14 protein-coding genes and 3 tRNA genes are annotated in these 14,651 nt (G+C 67.8%); 15 read left to right on the top strand and 2 right to left on the bottom strand.

Going from position 1 to position 14,651, the window contains the following annotated elements; all coding sequences use genetic code 11:
- Nucleotide 1 precedes the first annotated feature (1 nt).
- The 6 genes from ACIQ7D_RS23435 (at nt 2) to ACIQ7D_RS23410 (ending at nt 2,556) form a co-directional block, all read left to right on the top strand.
- Nucleotides 2-74: transfer RNA gene (locus ACIQ7D_RS23435), tRNA-Thr, on the top strand.
- A gap of 47 nt (nt 75-121) precedes the next feature.
- Nucleotides 122-194: transfer RNA gene (locus ACIQ7D_RS23430), tRNA-Met, on the top strand.
- A gap of 93 nt (nt 195-287) precedes the next feature.
- A complete protein-coding gene (gene rpmG, locus ACIQ7D_RS23425) occupies nt 288-452 on the top strand; it encodes a 50S ribosomal protein L33 (protein WP_003956487.1) in 165 nt (54 codons plus the stop codon).
- An 87-nt stretch (nt 453-539) separates the two neighbouring features.
- Nucleotides 540-992 carry a MaoC family dehydratase N-terminal domain-containing protein gene (locus ACIQ7D_RS23420; RefSeq protein ID WP_403940488.1) on the top strand — a complete coding sequence of 151 codons (453 nt, stop codon included), beginning with the start codon at nt 540-542 and terminating at the stop codon, nt 990-992.
- Between the two features lie 5 nt (nt 993-997).
- Nucleotides 998-1,426, top strand: coding sequence for a MaoC family dehydratase (locus ACIQ7D_RS23415; RefSeq protein WP_403940486.1), 429 nt, complete (start codon nt 998-1,000; stop codon nt 1,424-1,426).
- Nucleotides 1,427-1,500: 74 nt separating this feature from the next.
- Nucleotides 1,501-2,556 carry a UDP-N-acetylmuramate dehydrogenase gene (locus ACIQ7D_RS23410; protein WP_403940484.1) on the top strand — a complete coding sequence of 352 codons (1,056 nt, stop codon included), beginning with the start codon at nt 1,501-1,503 and terminating at the stop codon, nt 2,554-2,556.
- 12 nt (nt 2,557-2,568) lie between these two features.
- Here ACIQ7D_RS23410 and ACIQ7D_RS23405 read toward each other — a convergent pair whose 3' ends face one another.
- Nucleotides 2,569-3,600 carry an adenosine deaminase gene (locus ACIQ7D_RS23405; protein ID WP_403940482.1) on the bottom strand — a complete coding sequence of 344 codons (1,032 nt, stop codon included), beginning with the start codon at nt 3,598-3,600 and terminating at the stop codon, nt 2,569-2,571.
- Nucleotides 3,601-3,745: 145 nt separating this feature from the next.
- A complete protein-coding gene (locus tag ACIQ7D_RS23400) occupies nt 3,746-4,972 on the bottom strand; it encodes a pyridoxal phosphate-dependent aminotransferase (protein WP_403940480.1) in 1,227 nt (408 codons plus the stop codon).
- Between the two features lie 205 nt (nt 4,973-5,177).
- On the opposite strand from ACIQ7D_RS23400, the gene ACIQ7D_RS23395 reads away from it, so the two are divergent.
- The 9 genes from ACIQ7D_RS23395 (at nt 5,178) to rpoB (ending at nt 14,531) form a co-directional block, all read left to right on the top strand.
- Nucleotides 5,178-5,250: transfer RNA gene (locus ACIQ7D_RS23395), tRNA-Trp, on the top strand.
- A 108-nt stretch (nt 5,251-5,358) separates the two neighbouring features.
- Nucleotides 5,359-5,643, top strand: coding sequence for a preprotein translocase subunit SecE (gene secE / locus ACIQ7D_RS23390; RefSeq protein ID WP_329828543.1), 285 nt, complete (start codon nt 5,359-5,361; stop codon nt 5,641-5,643).
- 72 nt (nt 5,644-5,715) lie between these two features.
- On the top strand, nt 5,716-6,585 hold the full coding sequence (gene nusG / locus ACIQ7D_RS23385) for a transcription termination/antitermination protein NusG (protein ID WP_403940478.1): 870 nt from the start codon (nt 5,716-5,718) through the stop codon (nt 6,583-6,585).
- Nucleotides 6,586-6,751: 166 nt separating this feature from the next.
- On the top strand, nt 6,752-7,186 hold the full coding sequence (gene rplK / locus ACIQ7D_RS23380) for a 50S ribosomal protein L11 (RefSeq protein WP_023539372.1): 435 nt from the start codon (nt 6,752-6,754) through the stop codon (nt 7,184-7,186).
- Nucleotides 7,187-7,268: 82 nt separating this feature from the next.
- Nucleotides 7,269-7,991 (top strand): 50S ribosomal protein L1, encoded by a 723-nt coding sequence (gene rplA / locus ACIQ7D_RS23375; protein WP_403940476.1) that lies wholly within the window; start codon nt 7,269-7,271, stop codon nt 7,989-7,991.
- 235 nt (nt 7,992-8,226) lie between these two features.
- A complete protein-coding gene (locus tag ACIQ7D_RS23370) occupies nt 8,227-9,102 on the top strand; it encodes a DUF6612 family protein (RefSeq protein WP_403940612.1) in 876 nt (291 codons plus the stop codon).
- A gap of 276 nt (nt 9,103-9,378) precedes the next feature.
- On the top strand, nt 9,379-9,939 hold the full coding sequence (rplJ, locus tag ACIQ7D_RS23365) for a 50S ribosomal protein L10 (protein WP_329828548.1): 561 nt from the start codon (nt 9,379-9,381) through the stop codon (nt 9,937-9,939).
- Nucleotides 9,940-10,043: 104 nt separating this feature from the next.
- On the top strand, nt 10,044-10,427 hold the full coding sequence (gene rplL / locus ACIQ7D_RS23360; protein ID WP_403940473.1) for a 50S ribosomal protein L7/L12: 384 nt from the start codon (nt 10,044-10,046) through the stop codon (nt 10,425-10,427).
- Between the two features lie 621 nt (nt 10,428-11,048).
- Nucleotides 11,049-14,531 (top strand): DNA-directed RNA polymerase subunit beta, encoded by a 3,483-nt coding sequence (gene rpoB, locus ACIQ7D_RS23355; RefSeq protein ID WP_403940471.1) that lies wholly within the window; start codon nt 11,049-11,051, stop codon nt 14,529-14,531.
- Nucleotides 14,532-14,651: the final 120 nt, after the last annotated feature.

The following is a 14,651-nucleotide window of genomic DNA, read 5'->3' as shown; positions in this document are numbered from 1 at the left end:
CGCCCCAATAGCTCAGTCGGTAGAGCGTCTCCATGGTAAGGAGAAGGTCTACGGTTCGATTCCGTATTGGGGCTCAGATGTTCGGTGATCCTCGCCTTCGGGCGAGGGGATCCAGCATCGAAGCGGTGTAGCTCAGTCGGTAGAGCAAGCGGCTCATAATCGCTGTGTCACCGGTTCAAGTCCGGTCACCGCTACACAAAAGTAGCCGATTGTGGGGTCGGTCCTTCGATCGGCTACTCTTTTATGCGTTCATCCTTTCATCCGTTGTCCGTCCAAGGAGCACTCACGTGGCTGCCACCGACGTCCGCCCGAAGATCACGCTGGCCTGCGTGGAGTGCAAGGAGCGGAACTACATCACCAAGAAGAACCGGCGTAACAACCCGGACCGTCTTGAGATGAAGAAGCACTGCCCGCGCTGCAACTCGCACACCGCGCACCGCGAAACGCGCTGAATCAGGCTCGTACGCGAGGCCGTCCCCGGTTGGGGACGGCCTCGCGTCGTTTGTAGTGGTCACTTACATCAGGGAGGGAGCGAGTCAGTGGCGCTCGATCAGTCCTTCGTGGGGCGGAGCTATCCGCCCACCGCGCCGTACGAGGTCGGCCGGGAGAAGATCCGTGAGTTCGCCGAGGCGGTGGGCGACCCCAATCCGGCGTACACCGACCCGGAGGCCGCCAAGGCGCTCGGGCACACCGATCTGATCGCCCCGCCGACCTTCGTGTTCGCCATCACGTTCAAGGCGGCCGGTGAGGTCGTCGCCGATCCGCAGCTCGGTCTGGACTACAGCCGGGTCGTCCACGGCGACCAGAAGTTCGCGTACACCCGCCCCGTGCGCGCGGGGGACCGGCTCAGCGTCACCTCCACCATCGAGGCGATCAAGTCCCTCGCCGGGAACGACATCATCGACGTACGCGGCGAGGTGCACGACGAGGCCGGCGATCATGTGGTGACCGCGTGGACCAAGCTGGTGGCGCGCGCCGCCGAGGGGGCGTGAGAGCGATGACCACGAAGATCGGTTACGACGACGTCGAGGTCGGTACGGAGCTGCCGGCGCGGAGCTTCCCCGTCACGCGGGCCACGCTGGTGCGGTACGCGGGTGCCTCCGGGGACTTCAACCCGATCCACTGGAACGAGAAGTTCGCCAAGGAGGTCGGTCTCCCCGACGTCATCGCCCACGGCATGTTCACCATGGCCGAGGCGATCCGCGTGGTGACCGACTGGGCCGGCGATCCGGGGGCCGTCGTCGAGTACGGCGTCCGCTTCACCAAGCCCGTCGTCGTCCCCAACGACGAGACCGGCGCGCTGGTCGAGGTCAGCGCGAAGGTCGCGGCGAAGCTGGCGGAAGGCCGGGTCCGCGTGGACCTGACCGCGATGAGCGCGGGGCAGAAGGTGCTGGGCATGGCCCGCGCCGTCGTCCGGCTCGGCTGACACACGCACCACCGGCCCGCGGGCCGGTGGGTAAGGGGCGCTCGCAATGGACGGGCGCCCCTTACGCTTGTGCCGTGCACGTACTCCACGACGCCCCTCTCGCCCCCCTGACCACCTTCCGCCTCGGCGGCCCCGCGGCCCGGCTCCTCACAGCCGTCACCGACGACGAGGTGATCGCCGCCGTACGGGAGGCGGACGACGCGGGCACCCCGCTGCTGATCATCGGCGGCGGCAGCAACCTGGTCATCGGCGACCGGGGCTTCGACGGCACCGCCCTGCGCATCGCGACCAAGGGCTTCACGCTCGACGGTACGGTGCTGGAGCTGGCCGCCGGCGAGGTGTGGACCGACGCCGTCGCCAGGACCGTCGAAGCGGGCCTCGCGGGCGTCGAGTGCCTGGCGGGCATCCCGGGCTCCGCCGGCGCCACCCCGATCCAGAACGTCGGGGCGTACGGCCAGGAGGTCTCCACGACCATCACCGAGGTCGTCGCGTACGACCGCGCCACCCGCGAGACCGTCACGCTCACCGGAGCCGAGTGCGGCTTCTCGTACCGCCACAGCCGCTTCAAGGAGCACCCCGGGCGCTGGGTCGTGCTGCGGGTCCGCTTCGGCCTGGAGGACGCGGGCGGGCTCTCCGCCCCCCTCAAGTACGCCGAGACCGCCCGCGCCCTCGGCGTCGGGCCCGGCGACCGGGTCCCCGCCGCCACCGCCCGGGACACCGTCCTCAAACTACGGGCCGGCAAGGGCATGGTGCTCGACCCGGAGGACCACGACACCTGGTCCGCGGGGTCGTTCTTCACCAACCCGATCCTCACCGACCCCCAGTACGCGGAGTTCGCCGCCCGCGTCAGGGCCCGGCTCGGCGACGACGTGACGCCGCCCGGCTTCCCGGAGGGGGAGGGGCGCACGAAGACCTCGGCGGCGTGGCTGATCGACCGGGCCGGTTTCACCAAGGGGTACGGCACCGGCCCGGCCCGGATCTCCACCAAGCACACCCTCGCCCTCACCAACCGGGGCGCCGCGCGCACCGAGGACCTGCTCGCCCTCGCGCGCGAGGTCGTCGCCGGGGTGTACGACGCCTTCGGGATCACCCTGGTCAACGAGCCGGTGACGGTGGGCGTCAGCCTCTGAGAGGGACGGAGGTCAGTCGGCCAGCCAGGTGTCGATCCCGGACAGCAGCTTCTCCCGCACCCCGGCCGGCGCCGCCGAGCCCCGTACCGATTGCCGGGCCAGCTCGGCCAGTTCCGTGTCGCTGAAGTTCTGGTGGAGCCGCGCCAGTTCGTACTGCGCCGCCAGCCGGGAGCCGAAGAGCAACGGGTCGTCGGCGCCCAGCGCCATCGGGACCCCCGCGTCGAACAGCGTGCGCAGGGGGACGTCCTCGGGCTTCTCGTAGACGCCCAGCGCGACGTTCGACGCCGGGCACACCTCGCAGGTCACCCCACGCTCCGCGAGCCTGCGCAGCAGCCGGGGATCCTCCGCGGCGCGCACACCGTGGCCGATCCGGGAGGCGCTCAGATCGTCCAGGCAGTCCCGTACGGACGCGGGGCCCGTCAGCTCGCCACCGTGCGGCGCGGCCAGCAGCCCGCCGTCCCTGGCGATCGAGAAGGCCCGGTCGAAGTCCCTGGCCATGCCGCGGCGCTCGTCGTTGGAGAGCCCGAAACCGACGACGCCCTTGTCCGCGTACCGCACCGCGAGCCGCGCCAGGGTCCTGGCCTCCAGTGGATGCTTCATCCTGTTGGCGGCGACCAGCACCCGCATCCCGAGTCCGGTCTCCCTGGACGCGGTGTCCACGGCGTCCAGGATGATCTCCAGCGCCGGGATCAGCCCGCCGAGGTGCGGGGCGTACGAGGTGGGGTCGACCTGGATCTCCAGCCATCCCGAGCCGTCCCGTACGTCCTCCTCGGCGGCCTCGCGCACCAGCCGCTGGATGTCCTCGGGCGCCCGCAGACAGGACCGGGCGATGTCGTACAGCCGCTGGAAGCGGAACCAGCCGCGTTCGTCGGTGGCGCGCAGTCTGGGCGGTTCGCCGCCGGTCAGCGCGTCGGGGAGGTGGACGCCGTACTTGTCGGCGAGTTCGAGCAGCGTCGAGGGGCGCATCGAGCCGGTGAAGTGCAGATGCAGATGAGCCTTGGGCAGCAGGCTGAGGTCCCGGGGGCGGGGGGTGGTGCTCTCCATCCATAGATCCTGCCGTACGGAAAGAGGCACCGGCAGCCACTTTCCCCGATCGGGATCTTGTCCGAACGCAGATCCGGAACGGGGAACGGGTCCCCGGCCGGTGGCCGGGAACCCGTTCGGTCGCTGGTGGGAGCTGGTGGGAGCGTCAGTCCTTGGCCTCGGCCAGCAGCTTCTGGAGGCGCCCGACGCCCTCGGCGAGATCCTCGTCACCGAGCGCGTAGGACAGCCGCAGATACCCGGGCGTGCCGAACGCCTCGCCGGGGACGACCGCGACCTCGGCCTCGTCCAGGATCAGCGCGGCCAGCTCGACGGAGGTCGCCGGGCGGGTGCCGCGGATCTCCTTGCCGAGCAGGGCCTTCACCGACGGGTAGACGTAGAAGGCGCCCTCGGGCTCGGGGCAGACGACGCCGTCGATCTCGTTGAGCATCCGGACGATCGTCCTGCGGCGCCGGTCGAAGGCGGTCCGCATCTCGGAGACCGCCTCCAGGTCGCCGGAGACGGCGGCGAGGGCGGCGGCCTGCGCGACGTTGGAGACGTTGGACGTGGCGTGCGACTGGAGGTTGGTCGCGGCCTTGACGACGTCCTTGGGGCCGACGATCCAGCCGACCCGCCAGCCGGTCATGGCGTACGTCTTGGCCACGCCGTTGACGACGATGCACTTGTCGCGCAGCTCGGGGACGACGGCGGGCAGCGAGGTGAAGGTGGCGTCGCCGTAGACGAGGTGCTCGTAGATCTCGTCCGTCAGCACCCACAGGCCGTGCTCGACGGCCCAGTGGCCGATGGCCTCGGTGTCGGCCTCGTTGTAGACGGCGCCCGTCGGGTTGGACGGGGAGACGAAGAGCACGACCTTCGTACGCTCCGTGCGGGCGGCCTCCAACTGCTCGACGGAGACGCGGTAGCCCGTGGTCTCGTCGGCCACGACCTCTACCGGGACACCGCCGGCCAGCCGGATCGACTCGGGGTACGTCGTCCAGTACGGAGCCGGGACGATGACCTCGTCGCCCGGATCCAGGATGGCGGCGAACGCCTCGTAGATCGCCTGCTTGCCGCCGTTGGTCACGAGGACCTGGGACGCGTCGACCTCGTAACCGGAGTCGCGCAGCGTCTTCGCGGCGATGGCGGCCTTCAGCTCGGGGAGTCCGCCGGCCGGGGTGTAGCGGTGGAACCTGGGGTCACGGCAGGCCTCGACCGCGGCGTCCACGATGTAGCCGGGGGTCGGGAAGTCGGGCTCGCCGGCTCCGAAGCCGATCACCGGACGCCCGGCGGCCTTCAGGGCCTTGGCCTTGGCGTCCACGGCGAGGGTCGCGGACTCGGAGATCGCGCCGATGCGGGCGGAGACCCGGCGCTCGGTGGGAGGGGTTGCAGGGCTCATGGGGCCCATGGTCCCAGACCGGAAACCTCCGCGGCACACAGGTTTCGCCCGGCGGTTCCCCGGACGCCCCGTGGGGCTCCAGGGGAAGCTGTTCGACGCACGGCCCATGACCACGTACACTCACTGACCGTTGGCCTTCAGCTCCGAAGCCGCACCGGGCACTCCGTGCATCCGGGCGGATGCGGTAGGTTGAGGGAGAACGCAAAGGGTCGTAGCTCAATTGGTAGAGCACTGGTCTCCAAAACCAGCGGTTGGGGGTTCAAGTCCCTCCGGCCCTGCTACACACATCTTCGCCAGGATGTGTGCGCATGTACGTACATTCAATGCATCGCCGTGCGGCTCCCCCGGGCGCGGCACGGTCACGACCCGGAATCAGGTGAGAGAGAGTGGCGGATGCCGTGGGCTCCATCGACAAGCCTGATGCCGACGATGAGTCCGCCGAGTCGAAGAAGCCCCGCAAGGGCGGAAAGCGCGGCAAGAAGGGCCCCTTGGGCCGTCTCGCGCTCTTCTACCGACAGATCGTCGCCGAGCTGCGCAAGGTCGTCTGGCCGACTCGCAACCAGCTGACGACGTACACCACCGTGGTGATTGTCTTCGTAGTCGTCATGATCGGTCTGGTGACCGTGATTGACTATGGCTTCCAGCAAGCAATCAAGTACGTCTTCGGCTGATCCCGCGAAGGGCGCCCGGTGCGGCGCCCCTTTCGCGTGTTCCACCCATTGAGCCAGGAAGAAGCAGCCACCGTGTCTGACCCGAAACTGAACGACGCCAGCGAGTCGGTGGAGTCCCGAGAGGACCAGACCGACATCGTCGAGGCGGCGGACGCTGTCGAGCCAGACCAGGCCGAAGCCGCTGACGTCGCCGCCGGCGAGCCGGCCGAAGAGGCCGCGCTGCATGTCGAGGACGAGACCGAAGCGGCCGCCGGCGACTCCGCGGACACGGACGACGAGGCTGCCGAGGCCGAGGACGGGACGGAAGCCGTCGCCGAGGCGCCGGCCGACCCGGTCGCCGCCCTGCGTGACGAACTCCGCGGGCTGCCCGGCGAGTGGTACGTGATCCACACCTACGCGGGCTACGAGAAGCGCGTGAAGGCCAACCTGGAGCAGCGCGCCGTCTCGCTCAACGTCGAGGAATTCATCTACCAGGCTGAAGTCCCCGAGGAAGAGATCGTCCAGATCAAGAACGGCGAGCGCAAGAACGTTCGCCAGAACAAGCTTCCCGGGTACGTCCTCGTCCGCATGGACCTGACGAACGAGTCCTGGGGCGTCGTCCGCAACACCCCCGGTGTCACCGGCTTCGTGGGCAACGCCTACGACCCGTACCCGCTGACCCTGGACGAGATCGTCAAGATGCTCGCCCCGGAGGCCGAGGAGAAGGCCGCCCGTGAGGCCGCGGAGGCCGAGGGCAAGCCCGCGCCGTCGCGCAAGGTCGAGGTCCAGGTGCTGGACTTCGAGGTCGGCGACTCCGTCACCGTCACCGACGGCCCCTTCGCCACCCTCCAGGCGACCATCAACGAGATCAACGCGGACTCGAAGAAGGTCAAGGGCCTCGTGGAGATCTTCGGCCGCGAGACCCCGGTCGAGCTGAGCTTCGACCAGATCCAGAAGAACTGATCCTTCTTCCGGAACACCTACTTCCGACAGGTCAGACAGGGGTTCGCGCCTGTCTGACCTGTCGGTTTTTGGCCGTACGGCTATACCCGTTATCGTTGTGCGGTATGCCTCCATCCGGATGACCGGACGGCGGGCTGAAAACTCTCAAATGGACCCGGAGAGAGCAATGCCTCCCAAGAAGAAGAAGGTCACGGGGCTCATCAAGCTCCAGATCAGTGCCGGCGCGGCCAACCCGGCTCCGCCGGTCGGTCCCGCGCTGGGCCAGCACGGCGTCAACATCATGGAGTTCTGCAAGGCCTACAACGCCGCGACCGAGTCGCAGCGTGGCATGGTCGTGCCGGTGGAGATCACGGTCTACGAGGACCGCTCCTTCACCTTCATCACCAAGACTCCGCCGGCCGCCAAGCTGATCCTCAAGGCCGCTGGTGTGGACAAGGGCTCCGGCGAGCCGCACGTCAAGAAGGTCGCGAAGCTCACCCGCGACCAGGTGCGCGACATCGCCACGACCAAGATGCCCGACCTGAACGCCAACGACCTGGACGCCGCCGAGAAGATCATCGCCGGCACCGCCCGTTCCATGGGCATCACGGTCGAGGGCTGACCCAGCAGGGCACACCCCAGTGGGAGGGCCGAGCGCGGCCCGCACCACGAACTCCACACCTGAAGAAACACCAGGAGAAGAAGTGAAGCGCAGCAAGGCTCTCCGCGGCGCGGACGCGAAGATCGACCGGGAGCGTACGTACGCCCCGCTCGAAGCCGTCCGTCTCGCCAAGGACACCACCTCCACCAAGTTCGACGGCACCGTCGAGGTGGCCATGCGTCTGGGCGTCGACCCGCGCAAGGCCGACCAGATGGTCCGTGGCACCGTGAACCTTCCGCACGGCACCGGCAAGACCGCCCGGGTCCTGGTCTTCGCGACCGGTGACCGTGCCGAGGCCGCGCGTGCCGCGGGCGCCGACATCGTCGGCGCCGACGAACTGATCGACGAGGTCTCGAAGGGCCGTCTGGACTTCGACGCCGTCGTCGCCACCCCGGACCTCATGGGCAAGGTCGGCCGCCTCGGCCGCGTCCTCGGCCCGCGTGGTCTGATGCCGAACCCGAAGACCGGCACGGTCACCCCCGATGTCACCAAGGCTGTGAACGACATCAAGGGCGGAAAGATCGAGTTCCGCGTCGACAAGCACTCGAACCTGCACTTCATCATCGGCAAGGTCTCCTTCGACGAGACGAAGCTGGTCGAGAACTACGCCGCGGCGCTGGAGGAGATCCTCCGTCTGAAGCCGTCCGCCGCGAAGGGCCGCTACATCAAGAAGGCCACCCTGGCCACCACGATGGGCCCCGGCGTTCCGCTGGACGCCAACCGCACCCGTAACCTCCTCGTCGAGGAGGACCCGGCCGCCGTCTGATCCCGACGGCAGCCGCGGGTCGCGCCGCACGTACGAAAGCCGGGCCCCGCACCTCTTCGGAGATGCGGGGCCCGGCTTTTTCGTGCTCACGGCTCCAGTCGGCTCCCAGGGCTGCCACCAGGGCGCCTTCCGGCCGCGTCCGGGATATTACGGGCGGCACTGTCCGAGGCAGGCTGTAGAGTCGCGGAACATCTGAAACACCTGTGCCATTCCTGTGGGGGGAATCATGAACTCGATGTACCGGACCGCCGCGGCGACAGCGCTCGGCGGTGTGCTGCTGTGCTCCACCGCGGCCTGTTCGTCCACGCCGTCCGCCGACTCGGCCGCGTCGCCTTCCGCGTCCTCGACGTCGGTCGAGATGAGCCCGGTGGCCGCCGTCAAGCGGGCTTCCGAGAAGAGCGAGAAGATCACCTCGCTCTCCTACACGATGGAGGGGAAGGTTCCGGGGCAGGGGACCGTCAAGGCCGACGCGGCGATGAGCATGGAGCCGCTGGCCATGCGGATGAAGCTGGCGGGCGAGGTGGAGGGCGAGCAGCAGGAGATCGAGATCCTGCTCACCTCCGACGGCATGTACATGGGTGGTGACAGCGCTGCGGCGGACCCGGAGATGGACGGCAAGCGCTGGCTCAAATTCCCCATGGGCTCCCTTGAGGAGATGTCCGCCCAGGGCGCGGAGAGCCCGCTCGGTGGGATGTCCAGCCAGGTGGACCGCAACCCGGCGGCCGAGTCCGCCTCGCTCTCCCTCGCCGAGGACCTGAAGGAGGTCGGCGAGGAGACCGTCGACGGGGCGAAGACCACGCACTACACGGGCTCGATCCCGCTCAGCGCCATGCGGGCGGAGCTGGAGGGTCTGGACGCGGAGACGAAGAAGAAGCGCGAGAAGAGCCTCAAGGCGTACGAGGACCTGGGCATCGACAAGCTCACGATGGACATGTGGATCGACGGCAGCGACCTCGCCAAGCAGTTCCGTACCCGGGCGACCACGAAGGCCGGGCCGCTCGACATGACGGTCAAGTTCGTCGACTACAACAAGCCGGTCGAGATCAAGGCGCCGCCGGCCTCCGAGGTGGCCGACCTCGGCGAGATGATGAACGGGTCCGGAGCGAGCTGACCGGCGCCGGAGCGAGCCGACCGGCGCGATTTGCCGTACGAGCACGACCTCACGTACTCTTCCCCAGAAGCCAAAGACCGCTGGTCGTTGCCGTGTGCTCGTAAGAGGGTGCGGTGGCCGAAGGATCCGCTAGCTGCGGACGACCCGCGCAGGTGACTGTGGAAAGCTCCCGGATCCCATTCGGTCGAGCTACGCCCCGTGCGCCTGCGCCGGGGCGTTTCGTTTTGTTCAGCCCCTTCTGAGCGGTCCTCATCACCCGGAAGGAGGCCGACGCTCATGGCAAGGCCCGACAAGGCTGCCGCGGTAGCCGAGCTGGCGGATCAGTTCCGCAGCTCGAACGCCGCCGTGCTGACCGAGTACCGGGGTCTCACCGTGGCGCAGCTCAAGGAGCTGCGTCGTTCTCTCGGTGAGAACGCCCAGTACGCCGTGGTGAAGAACACGCTGACCAAGATCGCGGCCAACGAGGCCGGGATCAACACGCTGGACGACCTGTTCGCGGGTCCGACGGCGGTTGCCTTCGTCACCGGTGACCCGGTGGAGTCGGCGAAGGGTCTTCGTGACTTCGCCAAGGAGAACCCGAATCTCGTCATCAAGGGCGGTGTCCTTGACGGCAAGGCGCTCAGCGCCGACGAGATCAAGAAGCTCGCGGACCTCGAGTCCCGTGAGGTTCTGCTTTCCAAGCTGGCCGGTGCCATGAAGGGCAAGCAGTCGCAGGCTGCCGCCCTCTTCCAGGCGCTTCCGTCGAAGTTCGTCCGCACCGCGGAAGCTCTTCGTGCCCAGAAGGAAGAGCAGGACGGTGCCGGTACGCCGGCCCCCGTCGAGGCCGACTCCGAGTAATCACGCTCGGTCCCGGGTGATCACACCCGGTCGGCCACAGCGGGCCGGTACGCCCGCGGAACTGTACATACGGCACCAGCCGAATTAGTGGAAGGACCGCCATCATGGCGAAGCTCACCCAGGACGAGCTGCTCGCGCAGTTCGAGGACATGACCCTCATCGAGCTCTCCGGCTTCGTGAAGGCCTTCGAGGAGAAGTTCGACGTCACGGCCGCCGCCCCGGTCGCCGCTGCCGCCGCCGGTGGCGCCGCTGCCGCCGCCGTGGAGGAAGAGGTCCAGGACGAGTTCGACGTCATCCTCACGGGTGCCGGCGAGAAGAAGATCCAGGTCATCAAGGTCGTGCGCGAGCTGACCTCCCTGGGCCTCAAGGAGGCCAAGGACCTCGTGGACGGCGCCCCCAAGCCCGTCGTCGAGAAGGTTGCCAAGGAGGCCGCCGAGAAGGCCGCCGAGTCCCTCAAGGCCGCCGGCGCCTCCGTCGAGGTCAAGTGACCCCATACGGGTCCGTCACCGGCCGCTGAGGGCCCCGCGAGGGGCTCCGGGCGGACGGCGGCAGTCCCGGCGCCGCGGGACACACCACGCGTGGTGCCTCGCGGCGCGGCGTTGACATGAAGGGCGATCACCCAGTCGGGTGGTCGCCCTTCCGCGTTCCCGCAGGGGCTGCCTTGCTCTTCGGCCGTCGGCGAGTATCGTGATCATCGCCGTGCCGGAGCCCGCCCAGTGACCTTCCGCATGGGGCGGGGGGCCTTGACGAACCGCACGGAGCGCGCAATTCTCAGGACGCGTCGTCACAATCGATCCGGATCCGAGGCATGGATCGATGGCGAAGAGGGCAGTAATGGTGTGCGCCTGCGGCGCGAGGTTTTGCAGCGGTTGAGACAAGGGTGTTGAGAACAACGAGGGTGTCGGAAAACCCGCTCTGGACATCAGTGTGCCAAGTGGCTACACTGACCCTTTGCGCTGCCTGTTAGCTGCTCCCTGCCCGTCACCAGGGGCACCCCTTCGCATGAGCATCGGTGAAAGAAAAGCTCTGAACTGGGCTTTCCCTCTCGATGTCCAGCTTGGGACACCGGTACGCGCGTAGTGAGTCCGAGCCCTCGGAAGGACCCCCTCTTGGCCGCCTCGCGCAACGCCTCGACCACGAATACGAACAACGGCGCAAGCACTGCCCCGCTGCGCATCTCCTTTGCAAAGATCAAGGAGCCGCTTGAGGTTCCGAACCTCCTGGCGCTCCAGACCGAGAGCTTTGACTGGCTGCTCGGCAACCCCGCCTGGAAGGCTCGTGTCGAGGCGGCTGTCGAGAGTGGGCAGGACGTCCCCAGGAAGTCCGGTCTGGAGGAGATCTTCGAGGAGATCTCCCCGATCGAGGACTTCTCCGGGTCGATGTCGCTGACCTTCCGCGACCACCGCTTCGAGCCCTCGAAGAATTCGATCGAGGAGTGCAAGGACCGCGACTTCACGTTCGCCGCCCCGCTCTTCGTGACCGCCGAGTTCACCAACAACGAGACCGGCGAGATCAAGTCCCAGACGGTCTTCATGGGCGACTTCCCGCTCATGACGAACAAGGGCACCTTCGTCATCAACGGCACCGAGCGTGTCGTGGTGTCGCAGCTCGTCCGCTCGCCGGGTGTGTACTTCGACTCCTCCATCGACAAGACGTCCGACAAGGACATCTTCTCCGCCAAGATCATCCCGTCCCGGGGTGCCTGGCTGGAGATGGAGATCGACAAGCGCGACATGGTCGGTGTCCGCATCGACCGCAAGCGCAAGCAGTCCGTCACCGTCCTCCTCAAGGCTCTCGGCTGGACGACCGAGCAGATCCTGGAGGAGTTCGGCGAGTACGAGTCCATGCGCGCCACCCTGGAGAAGGACCACACCCAGGGTCAGGACGACGCGCTTCTCGACATCTACCGCAAGCTGCGTCCCGGCGAGCCGCCGACGCGCGAGGCGGCCCAGACGCTGCTCGAGAACCTCTACTTCAACCCGAAGCGCTACGACCTCGCGAAGGTCGGCCGCTACAAGGTGAACAAGAAGCTCGGCGCGGACGAGCCGCTGGACGCCGGCGTCCTCACCACCGACGACGTCATCGCGACCATCAAGTACCTGGTCAAGCTGCACGCCGGCGAGACCGAGACGGTCGGCGAGAACGGCACCCAGATCGTCGTCGAGACCGACGACATCGACCACTTCGGCAACCGTCGTCTGCGTAACGTCGGCGAGCTCATCCAGAACCAGGTCCGTACGGGTCTGGCGAGGATGGAGCGCGTCGTGCGCGAGCGCATGACGACCCAGGACGTCGAGGCGATCACGCCGCAGACCCTGATCAACATCCGGCCGGTCGTCGCCTCCATCAAGGAGTTCTTCGGCACCAGCCAGCTCTCGCAGTTCATGGACCAGAACAACCCGCTCTCGGGGCTCACCCACAAGCGCCGTCTGTCGGCGCTCGGCCCGGGTGGTCTCTCGCGTGAGCGGGCCGGCTTCGAGGTCCGTGACGTGCACCCCTCGCACTACGGCCGCATGTGCCCGATCGAGACCCCTGAAGGCCCGAACATCGGTCTGATCGGCTCGCTCGCCTCGTACGGCCGGGTCAACGCGTTCGGCTTCGTGGAGACGCCCTACCGCAAGGTCGTCGAGGGCGTCGTCACCGACGACGTCGACTACCTGACCGCCGACGAGGAGGACCGCTTCGTCATCGCGCAGGCCAACGCGACGCTCTCCGAGGAGATGCGCTTCACGGAGCCCCGCGTGCTGGTCCGCCGCCGTGGCGGCGAGGTCGACTACATCCCCGGCGACGACGTCGACTACATGGACGTCTCACCGCGCCAGATGGTGTCGGTCGCGACCGCGATGATCCCGTTCCTGGAGCACGACGACGCCAACCGTGCCCTCATGGGCGCGAACATGATGCGTCAGGCCGTGCCCCTGATCACGTCCGAGGCGCCGCTCGTCGGCACCGGCATGGAGTACCGCTGCGCGGTCGACGCCGGTGACGTCGTCAAGGCGGAGAAGGAAGGTGTGGTCCAGGAGGTCTCCGCGGACTACATCACCGTCGCCAACGACGACGGTACGTACACCACATACCGCATCGCCAAGTTCTCCCGCTCCAACCAGGGCACCTCGGTCAACCAGAAGGTCGTCGTCAACGAGGGCGACCGGGTCGTCGAGAGCCAGGTCCTCGCCGACGGGCCCGCCACCCAGCAGGGTGAGATGGCGCTCGGCAAGAACCTCCTCGTGGCGTTCATGCCGTGGGAGGGCCACAACTACGAAGACGCGATCATCCTCAGCCAGCGGCTGGTCCAGGACGACGTCCTCTCCTCGATCCACATCGAGGAGCACGAGGTCGACGCCCGGGACACCAAGCTCGGCCCCGAGGAGATCACCCGGGACATCCCGAACGTCTCCGAGGAGGTCCTCGCGGACCTCGACGAGCGCGGCATCATCCGTATCGGTGCCGAGGTCGTCGCCGGGGACATCCTGGTCGGTAAGGTCACGCCCAAGGGTGAGACCGAGCTGACCCCGGAGGAGCGTCTGCTCCGCGCGATCTTCGGAGAGAAGGCCCGTGAGGTCCGCGACACCTCGCTGAAGGTGCCGCACGGCGAGGTCGGCAAGGTCATCGGCGTCCGCGTCTTCGACCGCGAGGAGGGCGACGAGCTGCCGCCCGGCGTCAACCAGCTCGTCCGCGTCTACGTGGCCCAGAAGCGCAAGATCACGGACGGCGACAAGCTCGCCGGCCGTCACGGCAACAAGGGCGTCATCTCGAAGATCCTGCCGATCGAGGACATGCCGTTCCTGGAGGACGGCACCCCGGTCGACATCATCCTCAACCCGCTGGGTGTCCCGTCCCGGATGAACCCGGGACAGGTCCTGGAGATCCACCTCGGCTGGCTCGCCAGCCAGGGCTGGAAGGTCGAGGGCAACGAGGAGTGGATGGAGCGGCTGAAGGCCATCGGCGCCGACGATGTCGCGCCCGGCACCAATGTCGCCACCCCGGTCTTCGACGGCGCCCGCGAGGACGAGATCTCGGGTCTCTTCGAGTCGACGATCCCGAACCGCGACGGCGAGCGGATGGTCAAGGGCTCCGGTAAGGCCCGGATGTTCGACGGCCGCTCCGGTGAGCCGTTCCCCGACCCGATCTCGATCGGGTACATGTACATCCTCAAGCTCCACCACCTGGTCGACGACAAGCTGCACGCGCGCTCGACCGGCCCGTACTCGATGATCACCCAGCAGCCGCTGGGTGGTAAGGCTCAGTTCGGTGGGCAGCGCTTCGGTGAGATGGAGGTGTGGGCGCTGGAGGCTTACGGCGCCGCGTACGCCCTCCAGGAGCTGCTGACGATCAAGTCCGACGACGTGACCGGCCGCGTGAAGGTCTACGAGGCCATCGTCAAGGGCGAGAACATCCCTGAGCCCGGCATTCCCGAGTCCTTCAAGGTGCTCATCAAGGAAATGCAGTCGCTCTGCCTCAACGTGGAGGTGCTGTCCTCGGACGGTATGTCCATCGAGATGCGTGACACGGACGAGGACGTCTTCCGCGCGGCGGAGGAGCTCGGTATCGACCTGTCCCGGCGCGAGCCGAGCAGCGTCGAAGAGGTCTGACGGGTTCGCCGGCCGGATCCCCGATCCGGCCGGCTCTCCCCGGACCCGTTCAGACCATTGCTGAAGTGCCCCATCTACTCGCTGACGCGAGGGGCTCGAACCCCCGAAAGAGGGATTGAC

The sequence above is a fragment of the Streptomyces sp. NPDC096310 genome (assembly GCF_044763125.1).
In the GTDB taxonomy this organism is placed as follows: Bacteria; Actinomycetota; Actinomycetes; order Streptomycetales; family Streptomycetaceae; genus Streptomyces.
This window is presented reverse-complemented; position numbering and strand designations above follow the sequence as displayed.

Coding starts and splice junctions, on each gene's coding strand:
- rplJ (WP_329828548.1), top strand. CDS start 9,379: ATGGCAAGGCCCGACAAGGCTGCCGCGGTAGCCGAGCTGGCGGATCAG.
- rplL (WP_403940473.1), top strand. CDS start 10,044: ATGGCGAAGCTCACCCAGGACGAGCTGCTCGCGCAGTTCGAGGACATG.
- ACIQ7D_RS23400 (WP_403940480.1), bottom strand. CDS start 4,972: ATGAGCCCTGCAACCCCTCCCACCGAGCGCCGGGTCTCCGCCCGCATC.
- ACIQ7D_RS23405 (WP_403940482.1), bottom strand. CDS start 3,600: ATGGAGAGCACCACCCCCCGCCCCCGGGACCTCAGCCTGCTGCCCAAG.
- ACIQ7D_RS23415 (WP_403940486.1), top strand. CDS start 998: ATGACCACGAAGATCGGTTACGACGACGTCGAGGTCGGTACGGAGCTG.
- rplK (WP_023539372.1), top strand. CDS start 6,752: ATGCCTCCCAAGAAGAAGAAGGTCACGGGGCTCATCAAGCTCCAGATC.
- ACIQ7D_RS23370 (WP_403940612.1), top strand. CDS start 8,227: ATGTACCGGACCGCCGCGGCGACAGCGCTCGGCGGTGTGCTGCTGTGC.